16 protein-coding genes are annotated in these 21135 nt (G+C 53.0%); 9 read left to right on the plus strand and 7 right to left on the minus strand.

Annotation, left to right across the window (positions count from 1 at the left end):
• Positions 1 to 51: 51 nt before the first annotated feature.
• Complete coding sequence (locus CA13_RS35220; protein ID WP_419194377.1) at positions 52 to 192, minus strand: hypothetical protein; 141 nt, start codon at positions 190 to 192, stop codon at positions 52 to 54.
• Positions 193 to 450: 258 nt separating this feature from the next.
• Here CA13_RS35220 and CA13_RS14835 point away from each other — a divergent pair, with 258 nt between their 5' ends.
• The 4 genes from CA13_RS14835 to CA13_RS14850 all read left to right on the plus strand — a co-directional run bounded on the left by CA13_RS14835 (position 451) and on the right by CA13_RS14850 (position 3305).
• The gene (locus tag CA13_RS14835; RefSeq protein WP_146397881.1) at positions 451 to 936 is read left to right on the plus strand and encodes a DUF6960 family protein; all 486 of its coding nucleotides are present in this window, start codon (positions 451 to 453) and stop codon (positions 934 to 936) included.
• Between the two features lie 133 nt (positions 937 to 1069).
• Positions 1070 to 1342, plus strand: a complete 273-nt coding sequence (locus tag CA13_RS14840) for a hypothetical protein (protein ID WP_146397883.1) — start codon at positions 1070 to 1072, stop codon at positions 1340 to 1342.
• Between the two features lie 47 nt (positions 1343 to 1389).
• Positions 1390 to 2253, plus strand: coding sequence for a TatD family hydrolase (locus tag CA13_RS14845; protein WP_146397885.1), 864 nt, complete (start codon positions 1390 to 1392; stop codon positions 2251 to 2253).
• Positions 2250 to 3305, plus strand: coding sequence for a uroporphyrinogen decarboxylase family protein (locus CA13_RS14850; protein ID WP_146397887.1), 1056 nt, complete (start codon positions 2250 to 2252; stop codon positions 3303 to 3305). The genes CA13_RS14845 and CA13_RS14850 overlap by 4 nt, the downstream gene beginning before the upstream one ends.
• Positions 3306 to 3373: 68 nt before the next feature.
• On the opposite strand, the gene CA13_RS14855 is transcribed toward CA13_RS14850, so the two are convergent.
• The 3 genes from CA13_RS14855 to CA13_RS14865 all read right to left on the minus strand — a co-directional run bounded on the left by CA13_RS14855 (position 3374) and on the right by CA13_RS14865 (position 7970).
• Positions 3374 to 3820, minus strand: a complete 447-nt coding sequence (locus tag CA13_RS14855) for a PilZ domain-containing protein (protein ID WP_419194378.1) — start codon at positions 3818 to 3820, stop codon at positions 3374 to 3376.
• A complete protein-coding gene (locus CA13_RS14860) occupies positions 3790 to 4740 on the minus strand; it encodes an HD-GYP domain-containing protein (RefSeq protein WP_146397889.1) in 951 nt (316 codons plus the stop codon). Before CA13_RS14860 ends, CA13_RS14855 begins: the two co-directional genes overlap by 31 nt.
• 203 nt (positions 4741 to 4943) lie before the next feature.
• The gene (locus CA13_RS14865; protein ID WP_146397891.1) at positions 4944 to 7970 is read right to left on the minus strand and encodes a serine/threonine protein kinase; all 3027 of its coding nucleotides are present in this window, start codon (positions 7968 to 7970) and stop codon (positions 4944 to 4946) included.
• 203 nt (positions 7971 to 8173) lie between these two features.
• Between CA13_RS14865 and glgA the strand changes: the two genes are divergently transcribed.
• From glgA to CA13_RS14880, 3 genes are all read left to right on the plus strand, one after another.
• Positions 8174 to 9661 carry a glycogen synthase GlgA gene (gene glgA / locus CA13_RS14870; RefSeq protein ID WP_146397893.1) on the plus strand — a complete coding sequence of 496 codons (1488 nt, stop codon included), beginning with the start codon at positions 8174 to 8176 and terminating at the stop codon, positions 9659 to 9661.
• Positions 9662 to 9815: 154 nt separating this feature from the next.
• Positions 9816 to 11072 carry a galactose-1-phosphate uridylyltransferase gene (locus tag CA13_RS14875; RefSeq protein WP_419194379.1) on the plus strand — a complete coding sequence of 419 codons (1257 nt, stop codon included), beginning with the start codon at positions 9816 to 9818 and terminating at the stop codon, positions 11070 to 11072.
• Positions 11073 to 11258: 186 nt separating this feature from the next.
• Positions 11259 to 13424, plus strand: coding sequence for an alpha-amylase/4-alpha-glucanotransferase domain-containing protein (locus tag CA13_RS14880; protein WP_146397897.1), 2166 nt, complete (start codon positions 11259 to 11261; stop codon positions 13422 to 13424).
• 97 nt (positions 13425 to 13521) lie between these two features.
• Here CA13_RS14880 and CA13_RS14885 read toward each other — a convergent pair whose 3' ends face one another.
• Positions 13522 to 14283, minus strand: coding sequence for a class I SAM-dependent methyltransferase (locus CA13_RS14885; RefSeq protein WP_419194380.1), 762 nt, complete (start codon positions 14281 to 14283; stop codon positions 13522 to 13524).
• A 220-nt stretch (positions 14284 to 14503) separates the two neighbouring features.
• Here CA13_RS14885 and CA13_RS14890 point away from each other — a divergent pair, with 220 nt between their 5' ends.
• Together CA13_RS14890 and CA13_RS14895 are read left to right on the plus strand one after the other, a co-directional pair.
• The gene (locus tag CA13_RS14890) at positions 14504 to 17770 is read left to right on the plus strand and encodes an LPS-assembly protein LptD (protein WP_419194381.1); all 3267 of its coding nucleotides are present in this window, start codon (positions 14504 to 14506) and stop codon (positions 17768 to 17770) included.
• Positions 17770 to 18126, plus strand: a complete 357-nt coding sequence (locus tag CA13_RS14895; RefSeq protein ID WP_146397901.1) for a diacylglycerol kinase — start codon at positions 17770 to 17772, stop codon at positions 18124 to 18126. The genes CA13_RS14890 and CA13_RS14895 overlap by 1 nt, the downstream gene beginning before the upstream one ends.
• A 54-nt stretch (positions 18127 to 18180) precedes the next feature.
• Here the strand turns inward: CA13_RS14895 and CA13_RS14900 are convergent, their stop codons facing one another.
• Positions 18181 to 20931 (minus strand): efflux RND transporter permease subunit, encoded by a 2751-nt coding sequence (locus CA13_RS14900; RefSeq protein WP_146397903.1) that lies wholly within the window; start codon positions 20929 to 20931, stop codon positions 18181 to 18183.
• Positions 20861 to 21070 carry a hypothetical protein gene (locus CA13_RS35225; protein ID WP_419195183.1) on the minus strand — a complete coding sequence of 70 codons (210 nt, stop codon included), beginning with the start codon at positions 21068 to 21070 and terminating at the stop codon, positions 20861 to 20863. Before CA13_RS35225 ends, CA13_RS14900 begins: the two co-directional genes overlap by 71 nt.
• Between the last annotated feature and the right edge of the window lie 65 nt (positions 21071 to 21135).

The raw sequence follows: 21135 nt of genomic DNA on the forward strand, positions 1-21135 counted from the left end.
ATATGGAAGCGAAAAAAAGGTCACAAGCCCAGCATCGTGGGTTCAAGGGGGTTATCGTCGTTTATTACGAGGAAAACCGCTGCTGGGACCGCCATCAATGCCCTTAAGGGCGGCCCCACGGCCACCCTGGCCGTGGATGCTGGGATTGCCGCCTAGCTCCGTCGCCCAATCCACCGCAGCAGGAGTCGCCATTTGAGATCGCCTCTCCAGACCACACCTAGTTCATTCGGGGGGAACCCGACTGTCCATCCCCCCCGATCTGCCCAACATCCCGCATCTCCTAAGAACCCGCATTTCCCACGAATCCACTGGCAACAAGACCGCGCTGCCAAGAGGCCGCGTGGCGGGCGGTATATATTGTATTGCGATTCACGATGGTTTGGTTCGAAGGATCAAAAGACAAGCGATCTTTAAAGAGAACGCTTCCACTTCAAGCTTAGGAGACTCGACGTGCGTCCTCAGTTGCCTGATTACGGATGCTTTCCTCGGTGGCCCGAGAACGGCCATGATTTTATTCATCCTGAAGATTTGAAGATCGTTTCACGACGTATTCCAAGCGAAAGAGTATTCCGTCGCGATTCGTTCGACGGCACCTATTACCTTTACCGCTATGGCAGTACGCAGTTTCGGATGAAGCCCTGCATGTGGCTAAAAGTCCAACCGGATGGCATTGATGTCGGAGACACGGTTGAAACGATCGGCGTTGCAATGGAACGAGACCTTTTCGTCGCGGAGGTCTATGGGATGTATTACGTTCGGCGAAAAGGTTGTATTTTGTATCGGCTTCGTCGCGGCGAAATCGTCGTTCCGAATCTGTTCACCGCCAACAGCATGAAATTGTTGACGGACAAAAGCCACGTTCGCCCTAGTGAGATTCCCCATCCCACGCCGAAAGCACTTGATCGCGGCGAACGAATCAAAGGGTTCGGGATGTAAGCATTTCCATGGCAAGATATAATTAGTCTGTATTTGCGATGGGCGCCAAAATCCAAAAGTAGTTTCCTGCATTTGGCGACCATCGCCCACGTCCCACCTTCATCGCATCCGATTCAATTTTGAGTGCTTTCTTATGAACCAGCGACATGCCAGCACCGTTCTCGACGAATCCTTTTTGAGTGTACGCGCAAAGATCCTTGAAATCGGTGCAGCACTCGATCGCGTCGACCGGGCATTAGAAGACGGCCCACCACTCGATGAAGACCTCAGGATCCGACGCGACAAAATCGACGACGCGATTCGACTTCTGTTAAGTGAACGCCCCGACCGAGCCGAGCGAATTCAATTGCTGTTCTCGCGAAAGTATGCACCTGGTTGGCGCACCGACATGGCAATCGATTCTTAATAGCAGCGTTGCTCCGATCCAACACCAAAACCTAAGGATCTCTTTTGATGGACTACATTGACCCCCACATTCACATGGTTTCTCGAATCACCGATGATTACGAGACATTGGCACGGATGGGCTGTGTCGCGGTAAGCGAACCGGCATTCTGGGCTGGCTTTGATCGCGGCAGTGTCGATGGTTTTCGAGATTACTTTCGGCAACTGACCGAAGTCGAACCGCGACGCGCGGCAACCTATGGAATCCAACTTTACTGTTGGCTTTGCATCAACGCGAAAGAGGCAGAGAATGTCTCGCTCTCGCGAGATGTGATCGCCATGATCCCCGAATTCTTAGACCATCCCAATGTGCTTGGCATTGGTGAAATTGGGCTGAACAAGAACACGAGGAACGAATCGATCATCTTTCTCGAACATCTTGAGCTTGCCATTAAATACAACCAATCGATACTGATTCATACACCTCACTTGGAAGACAAATTCCAAGGCACGCAAATGACGCTTGATATGCTCTGTGACGATTCGCGAATCAATCGATCACGTGTGCTTGTCGATCATGTCGAAGAGCACACGATTGGCGCGGTGCTTGACCGAGGCTTTTGGGCCGGCATGACATTGTATCCGGTCTCCAAATGCACGCCCGAGCGAGCGGCGGACATGGTGGAAATCTACGGTGCCGAGCGTTTAATGGCCAATTCTGCGGGCGATTGGGGGCCGAGTAAACCGACAGCCGTGCCCGATTTAATTTTCGAACTACGTCGCCGCGGGCACAACGAGTCACTGATCCGAAAACTCGTTTACGACAATCCGATCGAATTTTTCTCGCAGAGTGACAACTTTCGTTTCCAACCTCGCAATGTCGACCACACCGTCGACCACACCGTCGAAGCACCGAAGGCCTTGCCATCATGACATTGACTTCCCGTGAAAGAATTCTCTGCAGCATCCGGCACGAACCAACCGATTGCATCGGTGTTGCACCTTACATGTACGATGTCGCCGTCGAAATTTCTGGCGGATCATTGTTGGACTTCTACACCAAGCCCGAAGCCATGGTGAAAGCTCAATTGGCGTTGCACGATAAGCTTGGCCAAGATGTGATCGCGATTGGATCGGATAACTTTTACATTGCCGAAGGTTTCGGATGCGAAACGACTCGCGACCCTGATGAGCTTCCCGCATTGACGAAACCAGCCGTCGAATCACTTGCGGATGTCTTTAAGATTGAACCGGTCGATCCGGCGACGGATGGGCGGATGTATGTGATGACCGAAGCAATCCGGCAAACTCGCAAAGCAGTGGGCAATGCAGTGGCGATACGCTCGCCTGGGACGGGGCCATTCGCACTGGCGTCCTACTTGATTGGTTCCCAACAATGGCTTTACGAAGTTGGTATGTTCGAAGCGGGGATGAACGACGAAGCCGAAGCGGGAATCCATCACGCGATGGAAGTCGCTACTGAATCGCTGATCCGATTCGGAAAAGCGTGCTGGGATGCGGGAGCCGACGTGATCCATTGCGGTGATTCGTTATCATCGTGCGACATGATCTCGCCGAAAACCTACGAGCGAATTGCGTTGCCCTATCAGAAGAGAGTTTTCAAAGCATGGAAAGATCACGGTATCACGGGCGGACTACTCCACATTTGCGGTAACAGCACCAAGGTACTTGAACTTTATGCGGACACCGGTGCAGCAATCGTTGAGATTGACAACGTGGTCGACTTGGCTGTTGCCAAAGAAAAAATTGGCGACCGCGTCACGTTGCAAGGCAATATTCATACCGTGAATGATTTATTGCAAGGAACGCCTGAATCAGTCCGCGAAGCATCCCAGAAATGCATTGCCGATGCATCCAAAGGAGGCGGGTATATCCTTGGCTCTGGCTGCATTGTGCCTCGCAGTACACCGTTAAAAAACCTTCAGGCGATGGTCAAAGTGGCTCGCGAAACAGAGTTTGAGTAGCAACCAACGTGAAATAGTGACATTGGCTTCGAGCAACCGCGAATGGTCCATACCATTGCGATTCTGTCTTACGCGGCAGCGGGATGCGTGAACGCGTCAGGGCTTGGCTCGAATTTTTGCATCAGCGTTGCCCCCGTTTCGAAACAGGAATCGGCTACGCGGCGAACGCGGACAATCTGAACTCGCACCCAAAAACTGGGTAACACAATCCGCACCTGCTCTTCAGGAAAGAACTCGATCGAGGAAATGAACCCCGCACCGGATCTAGAAAAATCTCGCGTATAGATTCCGACTGGTTCATTGACACGTTTGCAAAAGGGCAGCGTATCTTCGGGCCAAAGCAGTGCCTTGGTACGAATCCCAACTCGTTGGTTGCTTCGTTCGTCCGACGCGACGAGGGCTGCTTTTTCACCATTGCCTGCGAAGTAGGTATCCCACTGCTGCGGCAGCTGGATGTCCCAAACCACTTTGTCGCACCATTCGGCTAGGCACCTAGAATAATCGATTTCCAACATTCCAATATCTCGGGGTCGAATGATTTTCCACTGTCGCGTTCCTGGATCTCGATTGCTTTCTTTCGAGTTAGGGGTTGGCGATAAGGACGTTGACTGGTCAAGGCTTCAAACACATCGGCGACGGAACAAATTTTTGCCCAGGGATGTAGATTCTCTCCAACATTTCCAACGGGATACCCACCTCCGTCGAGTCGTTCGTGGTGCTGGTAGACCATCATCAACTGGCCTTCGCACAAATCGGTTCGCTCAGCAAGCTTTCGAAAACCGAGGGATGGATGACGTTTAACTTGGCGATATTCGAGTTCATCAAGCTTGCCTGGCTTGGCCAAAATTCGCTCATCGATATCAAGTTTGCCAAGGTCATGCAGCAGCCCCCCAGTCGTAATGCGTTCAATCTCTTCATGAGAATAGCCGAGTCCCGCAGCGAGGATGCCACAGTAGAACGCCACATTGGTTGAATGAGTGAAGGTTGCGTAGTCGTGATGCAAAACTCGGAAAAGGTCACTTACCGCAAATTCGTCACGAGTGATGATGTCAGCCGTCAGAGTCCCCAACGCGGCAATCGAAGTAACGGCATCGAGAACATCGCGACTGCCGAACGAAGTTCGAAGAACATCGAGCACGACCTCGTTAAGTGCGCCAACTTTTAACTGAGGCGTCACGCTTGGCGAATCTGGGGACGAATTGAGCAACCGTCGCAGGTAAGATTGGTACCGGGCACCTGAATCCTTAGCGATATAAAGCAGATGCACCCCACGATCACGAAGCCGATCCAGATCTTCCATATGAAGTGGATAGTCCGCACCGCGATAAAGCATCAATCGATCGGTTTCCTGTTCCTTTTGAAACAGGTTCAACCCGACTGCCTTCGCAGGCAGCAACGTCGCAACGCTGATCGGTAGGTAATCCCCAGTTAACATTTTCCGCTCACGGAACTTCATTTGAAATGATTGCGGAGGCGTCTCCTCCAACTTACAGAGGCGTGTCCTCCAACTAACAGTAGGATGCTGATTTACACCACTGAGAAATTCCATGGCAGATTTCCGCCACTTCTTTGCCTGACCACGCCAACTAACTGCTACAACCCAACCAACCCGTTCATGACTGGAACATTACGCTCTTCTTAGGGCGTCACGAATTCCGCGGGCAATTCGTATTTCCCTGCTGCCGCTTGGCGCGTGGTAATGAGAATCTCCTTATTTCCAATATTTTCCGCGTCATCGACAACGACCCAAATGAGTGATTGCTTGGGGTCATGTGAACCGGTCGCGGTTTTGTCGGGATTCGCACCGAGAAGTAAGTCCGTCAGAACTCTCCGAAAAGAAAGATCGATTTTCGAAAAATCGCGTATCTGCTGATTCTGGGTGATCCCCATTTTCTGCAAATCACTACCAACAATTCGCACCGGAGGCATTTCCACGGACGCAGGCAACGATTCGACGAATTGATCGACAATGATGTTCACACCGAATTCGAGGGATTCTTGATCGAACGAGACGGACATTTTTTGGCTCAGCAATTCTTCGAGCGAAACGGCTTTTGCTGGGCTCTCTGCCACACTCCCTTGCATCGTTTCGGTTGTATGCATGGCGAACAAAGAGGCGAGCCCGATTTGCGACGCAGCACGATCGGGCAAATACACATTGCAGACTGCAGATTGGTCGGCAATGCCGTAGCGAGTTTGCGCGGCAGCAAAACGCATCATCGATGGCAATCGGTTAGCAAGAAGTCGCCATGATGGATCAGGAACTGCGTCGAGAATAAAACCCTCAGCCCATTCGGGAGTGTTCTCGATCGATTGTTCAAGCGATTGCTTTAACGACGACTCACTGATTCCACCACTCGGTGCCAGTCGAACTTCGGCATAGAGATTGCCTTGATCAAAAGAGGTTGTGAACATCGCTGCGGCCACATTGGGAATCAATAACTCCTTTAACGATGGCAACCATCGCGGTGCACCATCTTGCAACATTCCTTGAGCATCGCTGAACAAGAAATTTGGTGTCACTAACATTGCCAAAAGCGATTCTTGACTCGTGGCATTCCATAGCGATTGCATGTTTCGTGGCAATGGAATATCGGCACCATCCATCTCGGCAACCTCGCGGACCCTGGCAACTGTACCTAACGTAAACCGAGTGATGTCGGTACCAACGTCTGCGGGGACGTAGAACGCATCGGCGTCAATAGCATCGCCGGCGTAAATCGTCTTTCCTTCGGGGGTTCGCGATTCGGAAACATCCCACGCTTCGATTAGCGAACCAAGTGACTTGGGCTGCCGGAGCGTGATTGCCAATGATACCTCAGGCCAACCCACAGGCAATTTGGCAGCAGTTGATTTATGCAAAGCCACCGTTAATCGTTCGATCTCGTCAACTTGGACCTTAGCACGTGCCGCTGCTTTTCCAAGCAGATTCGTCAAGTCAGGGGAAAACGCATCAAGCAATTCCCGCGAGGATGAATTGGAATCGAGCGATGCCAAATCAACGGTGATCAGGATGCCGGGACCGGGCGGAAGCATCGATAACGGCGCTGCGTCACCGGGTCGATAGGGCGGGGCCCAAAGCAATCGATCGTCATCGACCAAAGTATAGCCCGACACTTCGGTCGAGAGCGTTGCAGTTTCGGGTTCGCGGGGTACAGTCCGTTTCGTTGGCGGCGGGACCCAATCGGGGACCGTCGGGCGAGGCCGATTCTTGGAAGAAGTTGTCGTCGGTTCAGCTGGCCCACGAACAAGCAATGTGATTCCCAACAGAAGCACCGCTGCGCCGAGAAAGCTGAGCACTAACGGTGCTTTGGTCCGCTTCTTTTTCCGTCGCCGTACAGGCTCTCGAGGTACAGGCTCTCGTTCGCTTGGTGTGACGGGACTTTCGACCACCGGTGGTCGTGGCGGAGGAGCCGATATTTCTAAGACAGGTGTTGGTTCGGGTCTCCGTTCAGGTGTCGGTAGCGGTTCCGGGGCAACAACAGGAATGTTCTTGGGGGGAACGGGCTGTTTGTCAGTCTCCACCACTTTTGCTACGGGCTTAGAGGTGGCGGGTTTAGAGGTGGCGGGTTTAGAGGTGGCGGGTTTAGAGGTGGCGGGTTTAGAGGTGGCGGGTTTAGAGGTGGCGGGTGTTTGGGTAACCGACTCAACCACTCGAAGCGCATCGGCGAATTGTTGGATCGACTCGAAGCGAGCGTTTGGATTCTTAGCCATTGCGTAGGCAAGCACTCGCATGAGTGGATCTCCCGACTCCCCTTTCGTCACAGCCTCGGTGATCAGTGTGGGGATCTCGGACGCATGAAGCGATAATCGTTCCTCGTCGGATGCGGCCTGATGCGGTGGCTTTCCTGTGGCAAGTTCATACAGTAAACCACCGAGACTATAGATGTCGGTCGCGGCATTGCACTGCGTCGCAACAGTGGCGAACTCAGGCGCGGCGTAATTCAACGGTGATGCCAATGTGTCCAACCAAGCGGCGCGATTGGCCGCGTTTGGCGGGGTCGGGGGCCCCGAAGGATCACGCAGCAAAAGGGATTGCCCCGACTGCGTGATCCAAACACGGTCACTGCGAATCGCCCCGTGCCACAGCGATACGGCATGCAATGCCGCGAGAGCATCGCAAATCGCAATCCCGATTCGGCAGACCCGCTGAGTACTGCGTGCTGGTTTGTTCGCGAGTATTTCAAAGAGGTTTTGACCACTTGGCAATTCGGAGAAAACAATGATTCCCGTTTGGACCTGTTCAAGTTCGATCGATTGCAGGGATTCAGCCTGAACTTTCGCATGGGCCGCCAACCATTGGTCTCGACCGCCACTAAGGCGTTCGGCAGTGGCTCTGAACAAAACGCCGATTCGTTTTTTGTCTATGGACTTTTGTCTACGTTGCACCCGAATCCATGAGGAAAAAGGTGCCGGAGCAACAGATTCGGTTTGCAGAAAAGGCCCGATCGAGAGCGATTTCAGCTCGGTCCTCAGCAATGCTTTGGCTTGAAATTCGGTCAATTCCCCTGAACGAACGAGGTACTGCGCAAGCGATAATGCGTCTGCGGGTGGCGTACCTGCGGACGCTTGAGCATACTTGGCCGCAAAATGCTTACATCCAGCCGCATCGGTAAATCCGCTGCGAACCAACCTCGTCCAGAACTCGCTTAGTGCGACCGCCATTGATAAACATCATTCATAAAGAGAAACCACGGATTTTGACCTACAGTCTAACGGAGTCCCAAAGTCATTAGAAGTTATTGCGCCGTGCCGCACAGAAATTCATGTGCCGTGCCGCGTATCAGTGAATCGCTGTAATCCATAATTTCGACGTTCCATGCAGACTTTGCATACCTTTGACGCACCTTTACCGACCGAGCCAAACTTTGAATATCGTCTATCTATCGACTGAAGCTGTCCCGTTTGCCAAGACTGGCGGATTGGCCGATGTATGCGGCACGTTGCCGTCGAAAGTTGCAGCCATGGGGCACAAGACTGCTTTGATCATGCCTGCATTTCGCAGTATCCACCACGCCGGTTTACCGATTGAATCGACCGATATCTCATTCGCGGTTCCGATGTCGGACCAAAAGTTAGTGGGCGCTCGACTGCTCAAATCCAAATTGCCTGATCAGGATGTGCCGGTTTGGTTCATCGACCAACCTCAATACTTCGACCGCGATGCACTGTACGGTACCGGCGAAGGTGACTACCCCGACAACGCCGAGCGATTTGCTTTCTTCTGCCGAGCGGCGATGCAAGCGATCGCCTGCCTCGGATGGGACGTCGATATTGTTCACTGCAACGATTGGCAATCCGCACTGGTTCCCGGGTTGATGGCTGCTGACCCATCCGCTCACGATTGGATCGCGGGTGCGTCGACGGTGATGTCGATCCATAACCTCGCCTACCAAGGGCAATATTGGTCCGAAGCGTTTCGCTGGACTGGACTCGATTGGTCACATTTCACGCCTGACAAATTCGAGTTTTACAACCATTTAAACTTTCTCAAGACCGGCATCGTCACTGCGGACATGATTTGTACCGTGAGCCCTCGATATGCCGAAGAGATTCGCACGATCGAACAAGGCTGTGGCCTTGATGGAATTTTGCGAAGCAAATCTGACCGCTTGGCGGGGATCATCAACGGTATTGATGAAACGGTTTGGAACCCCGAGCTTGATCCGAAGTTGGTCGCCAACTATGACTCGGGATCCTTTGAGCGAGGAAAGTATGCGAACAAACAATCATTGCAAAAGCGTTTCGGCTTGGAACAAAGTGATGAAATTCCGATGATTGGACTCGTCGGTCGACTAGCATCGCAAAAGGGATGGGACATCATTCTTCCAGTGCTGCAATGGCACTTGAGCGAGGATCGCCCTGTTCAGTGGGTCGTTTTGGGCAGCGGCGAACCACGCTACGAGAACGAGCTGCGCGCCCTTGCCAAAGCCTTCCCCAATCGATTCGCGTTGTACCTCGGCTTTAGCGATGAATTGGCGCACCAAATCGAAGCCGGCGCGGATGTCTTTGTGATGCCAAGTCAGTACGAACCCTGCGGCCTGAACCAACTTTACAGCCTTCGCTATGGGACCGTTCCTGTTGTCACCGAAACAGGCGGACTTGCCGACACTGTGGTTAATTGCACCACAACAACACTTGAAAACGGAACTGCTACTGGTTTCTTCGTACCTACGTCCAATGCAGTGGCTTTGGACCAAAGCATTGGACGAGCGCTCGAACTTCGTTATCACCACAAAGAAAAATGGAAACAAATTATCCAAACGGGAATGACGCAAGACTTCTCATGGCGGAAGAGCGCCGCCCAGTATATTGACCTTTACGCAAAAACAGTGACCCTTAAAACGAATCACTGATAAAAGCCGCTGACTACGCGCGAAGTATCCGTTGTTTTTCGCTCTTTTTGTTTTGCAATCCATGACGAAAATACTGTACGATCAGCGCGGCGGACATGCGTTGGGACTTGCAACGCATTAGCATCGGGTACTGTCAATAACGTGAAAAAAAATCGTGATCGAAAACGTCAAGCCGCTTAGTCGTAATTCGTACGACACCACTCCGGTTCATCCATCAGCTTCGCATAAACGTCCGCTGTCCGATCATGGATCAACCCAAACCGACGTTGCTCCCAAATCCTTAGCGGTTCCAGCTAAGAGTGGCGCTCAATCACGACTCGATCCGTTTTCCGGCGATTGGACGATCTTTGCACCGCATCGCACTTCGCGTCCTAACCAATTTGGTAAAGTGCTACAGGTCGTCAACAAGACCGCTGTCACGTGCCCATTTTGTGCGGGCGAAGAAGAATTAACGCCTGCCGCATCATGGGCCGCCAGAATTGATTGCAATGATCGGTTTCTCGTGTTCGGTGACCCGACGGATGTCGATGCCCTTGATTGGTCGGTCCGAGTGGTACCGAACAAGTATCCCGTCGTCACCGACTGCTCAAGCAACCGTGACACAGACATCGAACACGCCAAGAAGCAAGCATTTCAGCAGAGAGCAAACCGAGCAGAATCGCTATTCCAATCGCGTGAATTGGTCGGCGGCCATGAAGTCATTATTGAATCACCGAATCATGTTCAATCGATCAGCGAACTCGATTTAGCGGAAACCAAACTGCTGCTGTACGCTTATCAACAACGCCTGCGATATTGGAAAAACCAAAACGGGATTCAGTACATTAGTTTGTTCAAGAATGTCGGTGGCGATGCGGGGGCGTCACTTCAGCACAGTCATAGCCAATTAATTGCAACCGATCAAATCCCGAGCCACGTCGAGACAGTATCCGAGCGAATGCGGTCTCACCAAGCGAAGACAGGCTGTTGTTTGCAATGCGATATCGTTCGTGCCGAACTAAAACAAAAGGCTCGCATCGTTGCTCAAACCGATTCGTTGGTTGCCTATTGCCCCTATGCTAGCCGTTTGCCGATGCTGGTCCGTGTGACGACCAAGGATCATCAGAATGATTTTGACAACCTCTCGCTCCCCGTTATCGACGAACTGGCTCGGTTGCTACAGCGGATGACCGGATGGCTTGAGACTATGATTCCGGATGCCGCGTACAATGTCCTGCTGCATACCCGGCCCCCCGGATCATCGGCCAACGAAGAAGCATTCCATTGGTCACTGGAATTTTTCCCTCGAATCAGCCGTTTGGCGGGTTTTGAATGGAGTAGCCAGTCCATGATCAACACGGTGCTTCCGGAAGTTGCCACGGAAAAGTACCGTGAATGTGCCAAAGCCGAAGACCCACGCCGCGTTCTATAGCTGATTCCAGCTAGTGGTGCAGAGAATTTTGGCCCGGTGCGAGACTTTCCGCCTCACCCTAGATGGCTACAATTTGGGTGAACAGTTTGCAGCGATTGGACCGATAGTAACAAAAAAGCGGTCGCCCAAATTGGGTCATCGGTTCACGTTCTAAACACAACATTCCACTCCCGCTACTAACAAAATATGACGCCACACGCATATTTGTGCCTCGTTTTGCACAACCACCAACCTATTGGCAACTTTGATGGCGTCTTCGAGCAAGCCTACCAGGACAGCTATTTGCCGTTCATGGAAGTGTTTGAGCCGTTTGAAAAGCTGCAAATTTCGCTCCACACTTCTGGCCCCTTGATGATGTGGTTGGCCGATCGGCATCCCGAATACATTGACCGATTGCGAATGTTGGTTGAATCGGGGCGAGTCGAAATCGTCGGTGGGCCACAATATGAACCGATCATGACGATGTTGCCGCGTCGCGACCGGATTGGCCAAATCCAAGCCTACAGCAATTGGCTGCAACGCACGCTCGGGGTAAGACCGCGAGGAATGTGGATGCCTGAGCGGGTCTGGGAATCCTCGCTGACAAGTGACGTGGTCGACGCTGGGATTGAATACACCGTTCTCGACGATTTCCATTTCCGGGCCGCGGGTCTTCGCGACCATGAATTGACCGGTTATTTCTTAACCGAAGACGATGGGCGACTACTGAAAGTCTTCCCCGGTTCGGAACGTCTGCGCTACACAATCCCATTTCAACCGGCCAGCGAAACGGTTGCACATTGCCGCCAATTCGCCGAACAATCGCCTGGTGCGGTGTTAACCTTCGGGGACGACGGCGAGAAATTTGGTACGTGGCCTGATACGAAAGTTCACGTTTACGACAAAGGATGGCTACGTTCGTTTTTCACCGCGCTGAGCGAAAATACGGATTGGCTCAAAACCGTTTCGCTTGCCGATGCGGTCGCCCAAACCCCCTCGGCGGGCAAGGTGTATTTGCCCGATTGCAGTTACCGCGAAATGACCGAATGGGCACTGCCGGTCGAATCGCAAAAGAGCTTCGACGACGTCACCCATTCGATGGAAGATCACCCACAATGGGCCGACCTCAAACCTTTCATTCGTGGTGGATATTGGCGGAACTTTAAGTCAAAATACGACGAAACAAACGAGATGTACGCTCGGATGATGAGCGTCAGCAGCCGATTGGCAAAAGCCGAAACGACGGCGACCGACCAAGGGGTGATCGCCCAAATTCGCGACGACCTATACCGCGGTCAGTGCAATTGCCCCTATTGGCACGGCGCCTTTGGAGGCATTTACCTGCCTCACCTTCGTAATGCAATCTATCAACATTTGATCGCCGCCGACAATCGCCTCAGCGAATTGGAAGGCCAAAACGATCAAACCGTCGCCGCCACAGCGGATGACTACAACTTCGACGGCCTTCAAGAAGTTCAACTCAGTAACAACCAATTGTGCGCATGGATCGCCCCCGGGCATGGCGGGCGGATGTACGAGCTTGATGTTCGCGAAATCCAGCATAATCTGCTTGCCACACTGCAACGACGCCCCGAAAACTACCACCGCAAAGTACTTGCAGGGCCCAACACCGGTGGCGATGAAGTCGCCAGCATCCACGACCGCGTTGTTTTCAAACAAGCGGACTTGGATCAACGATTGCAGTATGACCGTTACGCTCGGAAGAGCTTGATGGATCATTTCTACGATAATGACGCGGGCCTTCAAGCGGTTTCACGCGGCGAAGCAGAAGAGCGTGGTGACTTTGTCGATTTGCCTTACGAGACGAAACTGCGCCGCGGTGCGGATCGAGTCCAAGTGCAAATGCGACGTGATGGCAACGCCTGGGGAATTCCAATCACGTTGACCAAAGCGGTCACACTACAAGCCGGTAGTGACCGATTGTTGGTGACTTATTTGCTAGAGAATTTGCCTCAAGACAATCCGCTGCATTTTGCGATTGAAATGAACTTTGCGGGTATGCCATCGGGCGCCGATGACCGTTATTTCTCGGACGTTGACGGCAATCATCTTGGACAACTTGGCGAAGAGTTAGATTTGCAAGATGTACAAGGACTAAACCTATCCGATCGTTGGCTCGGTATCGACGTCTCATTACAAATCGATCGACCAAGCGGTGTTTGGGCCTTCCCGATTTCAACGGTCAGCCAAAGTGAATCGGGTTTTGAATTGGTTCATCAGAGTGTATGCGTCCAACCACATTGGATTGTCACCGGCGACGCCGAAGGGCGTTGGGTAGTGCAAATCGAAATGGCCGCAACGTGTGAGCAGAAAACCGAAACAATCCACCAAGAACAAGTGATTCGGCTGTAATCCTTTTCGCCGGCAATCGTCGCGGCAGAGGGGGAAGTCGCAGAGACTTCCCTTTTGGTGAAAGTAGCATTGAATGCTTCTGCCGTTTTCCGCGACATCATTTTAATGACGTTAATCGCATCACCCGAATCGGGTGCTCGGGATCGTCGGCTAAGTCGATCTTGTGCTCGACGTAGTGCCAACCGCGATCCTGAATCCAACCGCGAAACTCGTTCGCGATGATGCGATAGGGATCACTCAATAGCACCTCGCCGCCGTCGGCGAGGTGATCTCGAAGGCAATGGTCCAACTCCGGCCAAAGCGTCCTCAAATACGTCACATCGCTTCCCAAAATCACGGGAAACTTGGTTTCAATCTTGTCGATTCCAAATCGTAGTCTCTGGACGTTGCATTTCGCTTGGTTCTGCTGAGACAGATTCAAAACGCTCATCCGCACCAACAAAAGTGGATCGTCGACCCCATCGGTTAACGTCGCACGAGCACCGCGGAGGACCGCCGCGATGCCAGCATGTCCGGTGCCACAGCCGAGTTCGAGGACCGGGACGTCGTCCAAAACGATGCGGTCCAGATAGCGGTCTAAACCCGATGCGGCTCGCCATGTGGTCGCCCAAAAGGGATCGATCACCCCTTCTTCGCCAGCGTCTTGTCGCTCGCACGCTTCAATCAACATCCCCTCGGGATCGGCGGCGACGGCAAGCCGATACGGCTGGTCGGCGATCAAAACTTCGTCCCACTGCCACTTGAAACGCTCCGTGGCGAGGGCAGCGAGTTGATCGAACGATTCGGAGGATTCAGGCTGAGACATTAATACAAGCAAATAGAGAAGCGGTGGGTGATGCAGGTTATTGTCGACTTTCAATGAGGACTGCAAAGGGGCCGAGCAAGGTGATCACGTTTCGGTTTCACGGCGAATTCGTCATGTTCCACACGAACTTTTTGTCCTCAATCGGCAATTTCTTCGCCACTCTGGGGCTTTTCTCGGTTGTGATCAATAGAAATCGATTCGTATACTCCGACCGACTCTAACTCAAAGGAAACCTTCGCAATTGGTCGGCATGGACGCCACCGCTGATAGACGAATGACCGAGAAAACGTCCACCGGGCGAATCTCGGAATTCACCGCTGCGCACCGGCGGTTCCTTCTATTCTTTGCGATGCTGGTCGTTTCCTTGAGCAGTTGGATGTTGCATGCGGATGAAGTGGAAATCAGTTCCGACCCGCTGCGTGTCAGCGGCAACGTGATCTATCGCTGGAAAATCGGTAACGCTCAGGCATCGCTTCTCGAAGGCGACTGCACGCTCGAGCATGCTGGCCAACGATTGTCGGCCCGATCGATCTTGTTGGTCGTCAGTGGCGATATTGGACGAGTGCACACCGAAGTCGTCGCCGAAGGCGTGCAGATGGTAGACAGGCAGCAGACCGGACCAAAGCAACTCAGGTTCGAAACCTTGGCGGACCCTGAAATCCAAGCACCGCTTTACCGAGGTGAGCCCGAAAATCCACCGGCACTACTGCGCTACTTGAAACCGCAACGATTGGGGCAGGCAACCGATCCGATCGCCCAAGTGCAATTTCAAGATCCCCAAACGGTCGTCCCCCATTCGCTTGGATCCCCGACGCAAAATTCACCGGCGTTTGCTCCCCCGGTACTCAATACGCCGATGATCTACGGCGACCCAACGTATCCGCCCCAATCACCTAACCAAACGCAGCCAAATTATCCAAATGGAATGATCGGTGATTACCCTTCGCCAATCGATTCGCCTATATCACCACCCAACCAAGATCCACTGACGAACCAAATCCCGCAGACAAGTTTTGCGCCGCCGATGCCGGCCTCTCCGATCACCATGTCCGATGGCGCAACCACCGGTGGATTCCAATTCTTTGTTGACGGTGGAAATCGCAGTGTCGAATTGCTTGCACGGGGCGCGTCGATGCCACCGCAAATCGATTGGTCGAACCGACCGGAAACGGGCGAATCGGTAATTGTCGCGCGTGGGGGCGTCACGATTTTGGTCCGCGACGTGTCGGCGCAAATGCCCAGCGGCGAAGTGATGCAACTTGGAACGATTTCCTTGTCCGCTGATCGCATCGTTGGTTGGCTACCGCTCACGACGAACTTGTTCAACGGGACGGAATCGTTGAGCCAGGCAGAGGGAGAACTCTATCTCGAAGGCGATATCGTTTTCCGGCAAGGTGAACGGATCATTTACGCCGACGCGATGTACTACAACGTTACTCGCGAAGTCGGTGTCGTCTTGGAAGCCGAAACCATCACCACGATTCCTGAGTACCAGGGAATCGCTCGATTGAAAGCGGACGTCCTGCAACAAGTGGGGCGAGGCAATTTTGTCGCCTTCGATGCCGCCGTGACAACAAGCCGAATGGGAGTGCCACGGTATTGGCTTCAAAGCGAACGCTTGCAATTAAACGACCGCAATACCTCCGTCATCGATCCAGCAACTGGTGCGACCTCGATCCGACGCGATCCGTTCGTGAGCAGCCGCGACAACTTCGTTTACTTTGGTGGTATGCCCATTCTATATTGGCCCCGTTTTTCGAGTTCCCTGCGTGATCCAAACCTCTTTATCAGCGATCTGAAGGTTGGCAATGATAGTATTTTTGGAACGCAAGCCCTAGTCGATTGGAACTTGCTCCAACTGTTTGGAGTCGACAATGCACCACCAGGTTTGAAATGGGAACTTTCCACCGACTATCTGAGTGACCGCGGGCCGGCACTCGGAACACTGCTGAGCTACCAACTCCCAGGCCTATTCGGTATTCCTGGAAAAACCAACGGCTCCCTCGACGCTTGGTTCATAAATGACAAAGGGACCGATACGCTCGGGGGTAATCGCAGGAACTTGCCACCGGAAACGTCCAATCGCGGACGGGCGATTTTCCGACATCGACAAGAAATGCAAAATGGCTACGAATTCATCGCAGAATTTGGCTGGATTAGTGATCGCAATTTCGAAGAACAATATTTTGAAAACGAATGGGACCGCGATAAGAACAAAGACACCTCGCTAAGGCTCCGAAAATACTACCACAGCAATCTGTTCGAGCTGTCGGCCCAAGCTCAAACGAATGATTTCTTTCAGCAAACCGAGCAGCTTCCGGCGCTCGATCACTATTTGATCGGCGGGTCGCTATTCGCCGATTGGCTGACATGGTCAGCACATAATCACATTAGCTACACGAAATTAAACGCAGCCGACACGGCGACAAATCCAGCCGAGGCCGCCGGTATGACGATGCTGCCGGGCGAGATGGATGCCGAAGGAATCATCGCTCGTACGCGGCAAGAATTGGCTCTTCCGGTTCAAGCAGGCCCAGTGAAAGTGGTCCCTTATGTTTCCGGCGAAGCGGCTCGGTACGGTGAAGCGGCCGATGGTACTCCGCTAACACGAATACTCGGCCAAGGTGGCGTCAGGGCCAGCTTGCCGATGTCACGTGTTGATCCCACGATCCAAAGTAGCCTGCTGAATATTCGCGGCCTCGCGCATAAACTTGAATGGACCGCCGACTATTTCTATGCCGACAGCAATACGGACTTCGAAGAGTTACCGCTATACGATCCGCTAGACGATCACGCCCAGCAACAATTCCGGCGCAGGTTCATAGTGAGCGACTACGGCGGCATATTGCCAGCGAGATTTGACCCGCGAACGTACGCGTTGCGCAATGGAACGCAAAAATACATCACCAGTGGCAGCGATGTGATTGCCGACGACTTGCAGCAAATTCGGCTTGGCTTGAACCAGCGTTGGCAAACCAAACGAGGCTTGCCCGGACGAGAACGAATCGTCGATCTGTTTCAATTCGATACCGATCTGTTGATCTTTCCCGATGCCGATCGTGACAATTTTGGCGAAACGGTTGGTCCGGCGACCTATGACATGGCCTATCACATTGGAGATCGCGTCAGTCTTTTGAGTGACGGCTATTTTGACTTCTTCGATTCGGGCCTTCGATCCCTCAGCGCCGGTGTGCGAACAAGCCGGCCCGGTGTGGGCGATGTCTACTTTGGACTTTTGTCGCTGCAGGGACCGATTAGCAGTACGGTCTTCCGCAGCATGGTCGACTATCGGCTGAATGAAAAATGGATCTGGTCATCGGCCACGACGTATGACTTTGGCGAAGCCGGCAATGTTGGCCAATCCTTTGGTCTAACGCGAATTGGTGAATCGTTGCTAGTGCGTCTGGGAATCAACATCGACCGCGGTCGAGACAACGTTGGATTCGGGTTTACGATTGAACCACGTTTTTGGCCATCACCGCGGCTCGGTCGCGTCGGTGGCCAAATGATCCCACCGCCTGGCGTTGAGGGACTTGAGTGATGAACGGACGGAGTAGCTGGGCTCACAAATTCGCCGTTGCGTTTCGAGGACTGGGCATTTCGATTTGCGACCAGTCGAGTTTCTGGGTTCATTTGCCAATTGCAGTAGCCGTCTTGATAATCGCGTTGTTCCTGCACCTCGAAACATGGCGTTGGGCCATGTTGGTTTGCATGATCACAATCGTGCTTTCGGCAGAGTTAATGAACACGGCGATTGAGCGGTTATGCAAACGCTTGCATCCCGAGCACGACGAAGTAATCGGCAACGTATTGGACACAGCCGCTGCCGCCGTCCTGGTCGCCGGCCTTGGAGCCGCAGTCGTCGGCCTGATTGTCATTGGCGACGCGATTCTATAGCCAAAGCCCCCGATCGCCCGATTGGTTCGCCATCTCCATTGGGAATGTCGATTATCAAATGGCCGAATTTTTCGAGACACCGCAACTGTATAACACGGGTAGAACGAGAAGATTAACCAGTGTCGCGCCAACAAGGCCGTAGAGAATCACTAGCGCCATTGGGTATTCGATCTCTTGCCCAGGAAGTTCACCAGTGACAATCAGCGGGACGAGTGCGAGGCCAGTCGTCAGTGCCGTCATCAATATTGGTGCAAGACGCTCTTCGGCTCCACGTATAATGAGTGCACGCCCGGTCAAGTCGGGGTCCTCCGTCGCCAAATGACGGTAGTGGCTGATCAACATAATTGCATTTCGAGCGGCGATACCGAGCACGGTCACGAACCCGACCAGGGATCCGAGCGAGATAATGCCGCCACCCGCGAAGACACCCAATAACCCGCTGGCAAGTGCGAGTGGCAGAGCGAACAAGATCAACAGCACCACGCGCCAACTTTCAAAGTCGATATAGAGAATAATGGTGATCGCAAGAATGGACCCGAGCGACAGAAGGAACAATCGCTGACGGGACGCTTTCGCTTCGGCGTATTCTCCTAGAAACTCTGGGTGATAGCCGGTTTTGAAGTCAACCCTCGTAAGCACGGCGTTTTCAATATCGGTCGCAACGGAAGCCAAATCACGGCCTGCGACATTGCAAGTGACATCGAGACGACGAGACGCTCCTTCACGCTGGATCACATTGGGGGCCGGTACGATCGTCACACTCGCGACGCTGCGAAGCGGCACTTGGGCACCCGACGGTGTGTCGATCATTAAATCGCCGAGCGTCCGCAAGTCGGTTCGCAAATATTCCGCTCCGCGCACAACGACCGGAAAGATTGCTTGATCCCGATACATCTCCCCCACCTGCATTCCGTTGACAAGTGTCGTGACGCTCTGCACCAACATGCCGGGCGTCAACCCGAATTGCGATGCTGCATCTACGTTCAAATCGATCGCGATCTGAGGAACCAAAACTTGCGGTTCGACCCTCAATGTCGTGACACCCTCGATCGGTTTGATTACCGATTCAATTTCAACGGCGGTCGATCGCAGTTGTTCAAGATCAGGACCGTACAGCCGAACCACAATCGAAGCACTTGTTCCGGTCAGCACTTCCTTGATGCGTTCGGTTAGATACGTTAATAGGTCACGATAGAGTCTGGGATAACCGTCGACGATCGTTTGGACTTCTGCGACGGTGGAATCGTAGTCCTTGTTATCGTCAATGCTAATCCAAAGCTCGGTAAAGTTGGGGCCGACCACTTCATCCGCAACCGTCGCCCGACCAATATGCGATCCAAAGTTACGGACACCATCGACCGCCATCAATTCGTCACTGGCACGAAGCGTAATACGGTCCATGGCATCGATTCCGATACCTGGCTTTTCGACCCAGTGCATCAAAAAATCGGTCTCACGGAATTTGGGCATTAACTGTTCGCCCAATTGCGGAATGGTCGCGATGAGAGTCACGAACATAACAGCAGTGACAGCGAGAGTCCCCCATTTCAAACGCAACGCTAAGCCAAGCACCGATCGATAAATTCTTCTTAGCATCCGCACCAATGGCCCATCGCTGGAATGACGCTCAGCCGACTTCGGCAGCAACAATAGCGACATTGCAGGCGTGACAGTCAATGCGACCAACAACGATGCCAGAATAGCCAAGATATAGGCAGCCGCCAGCGGGCGAAAGAAGGCACCGGCAAGCCCCGTGAGGAAAAACACGGGCAAGAAAGCCAGCACCACAATCACCGTCGCATAGACCACAGAACTACGAACTTCCATCGACGCATCAAACACGACGGTGAAAGCACTGCGGGGTTTTTCGAACTGCGAATTCAACCGCAAGCGACGCATGATGTTTTCAACGTCAATAATTGCATCGTCAACGACTTCGCCGAGCGCGATGACAAGTCCCGCTAGCACCATCGTGTTGACGGTCCCACCTCGGTAATAGAGGACCATCACAGCCGCCAATAACGACAAGGGTATCGCAGTCGCACTGATGACCGCACACCGCCAATCGAACAGGAACAACAGCAGCACGATCACAACCAAAACACAACCTAGCAACATCGAATGACTGAGGTTACTGAGTGCTCGCTCGATGAACGTCGCTGGTCGAAACACAGTCGTATCGTACTCGACTTCCCCCATGGCAGGTTTCAACTCCGCCATCGCTTTCTCGACGTTTTTAGTCACATCAAGCGTGTTTGCCCAAGGCTGTTTTTCAACGATCAATAGCAGTCCAGGACGGCTATTAATGATCGCATCGCCGATCGGCGGTGCGTAGTCATACGTAACCTCGGCGACGTCTTTGATTCTCAGCGGCGTGCCGGGCGACGGCGGCGTGTTCGCTACCGCTACTTTGGCGGCACTTGCTGTACGGAAACCAATCACGATCTCGCCGAGCTGCTCAGGCGTATAAACCGCAGGCACGTGACGCAGTGCCAATCTTTGGTTTGCGGTATCGACAAAGCCGCCTGCGCCGACCGCGGTGGCATCACGCACCGTTTGCAAAATCGAATCCAGCGTCACATTGTTCGCTCGCAAACGATCCGGATCCACAACGACCTGCAACTGCGGTTCTTTCTCGCCCCACACTGCGACGTTTGCCACCCCCGCGATCGACATCAACCGTGGACGGATCGTCCATTTAGTCAAAACCGTCATGTCCATCTGTGTCTGCGTGTCAGACCACAAACCGATCTTCAAACAACGACTCAGCGAAGACAGAGGTGGAAGAATCACGGGCGGTCGCACCGGTTCGCTCGTTCAACTCTCGTGGAACCAGATTCGGATCACAACATGGTCGAGCCGACTGACACCCGATCGCGATTACTGTCACGATTGATACGACCAACAAACGGCGGAGCGCCAGCGGTTTTGTTTGCAGTGCCATCCATGGCCTCCGTAAAACCCATTGGTAACGCGTTAGCCATGCTATCGCGATAGTCCCTACGACAC

Source organism: Novipirellula herctigrandis, assembly GCA_007859835.1.
Classification (GTDB): Bacteria; Planctomycetota; Planctomycetia; order Pirellulales; family Pirellulaceae; genus Novipirellula_A; species Novipirellula_A herctigrandis.

Excerpts from the sequence above, each read along its gene's own strand:
- CA13_RS14895 (WP_146397901.1), top strand. The coding sequence starts at position 17,770 with ATGAACGGACGGAGTAGCTGGGCTCACAAATTCGCCGTTGCGTTTCGA.
- CA13_RS35220 (WP_419194377.1), bottom strand. The coding sequence starts at position 192 with ATGGCGACTCCTGCTGCGGTGGATTGGGCGACGGAGCTAGGCGGCAAT.
- CA13_RS14880 (WP_146397897.1), top strand. The coding sequence starts at position 11,259 with ATGACGCCACACGCATATTTGTGCCTCGTTTTGCACAACCACCAACCT.
- CA13_RS14860 (WP_146397889.1), bottom strand. The coding sequence starts at position 4,740 with ATGTTAACTGGGGATTACCTACCGATCAGCGTTGCGACGTTGCTGCCT.
- CA13_RS14850 (WP_146397887.1), top strand. The coding sequence starts at position 2,250 with ATGACATTGACTTCCCGTGAAAGAATTCTCTGCAGCATCCGGCACGAA.
- CA13_RS14890 (WP_419194381.1), top strand. The coding sequence starts at position 14,504 with ATGACCGAGAAAACGTCCACCGGGCGAATCTCGGAATTCACCGCTGCG.
- CA13_RS14865 (WP_146397891.1), bottom strand. The coding sequence starts at position 7,970 with ATGGCGGTCGCACTAAGCGAGTTCTGGACGAGGTTGGTTCGCAGCGGA.
- CA13_RS14855 (WP_419194378.1), bottom strand. The coding sequence starts at position 3,820 with ATGTTGGAAATCGATTATTCTAGGTGCCTAGCCGAATGGTGCGACAAA.
- CA13_RS14840 (WP_146397883.1), top strand. The coding sequence starts at position 1,070 with ATGAACCAGCGACATGCCAGCACCGTTCTCGACGAATCCTTTTTGAGT.
- CA13_RS35225 (WP_419195183.1), bottom strand. The coding sequence starts at position 21,070 with ATGGCACTGCAAACAAAACCGCTGGCGCTCCGCCGTTTGTTGGTCGTA.
- CA13_RS14845 (WP_146397885.1), top strand. The coding sequence starts at position 1,390 with ATGGACTACATTGACCCCCACATTCACATGGTTTCTCGAATCACCGAT.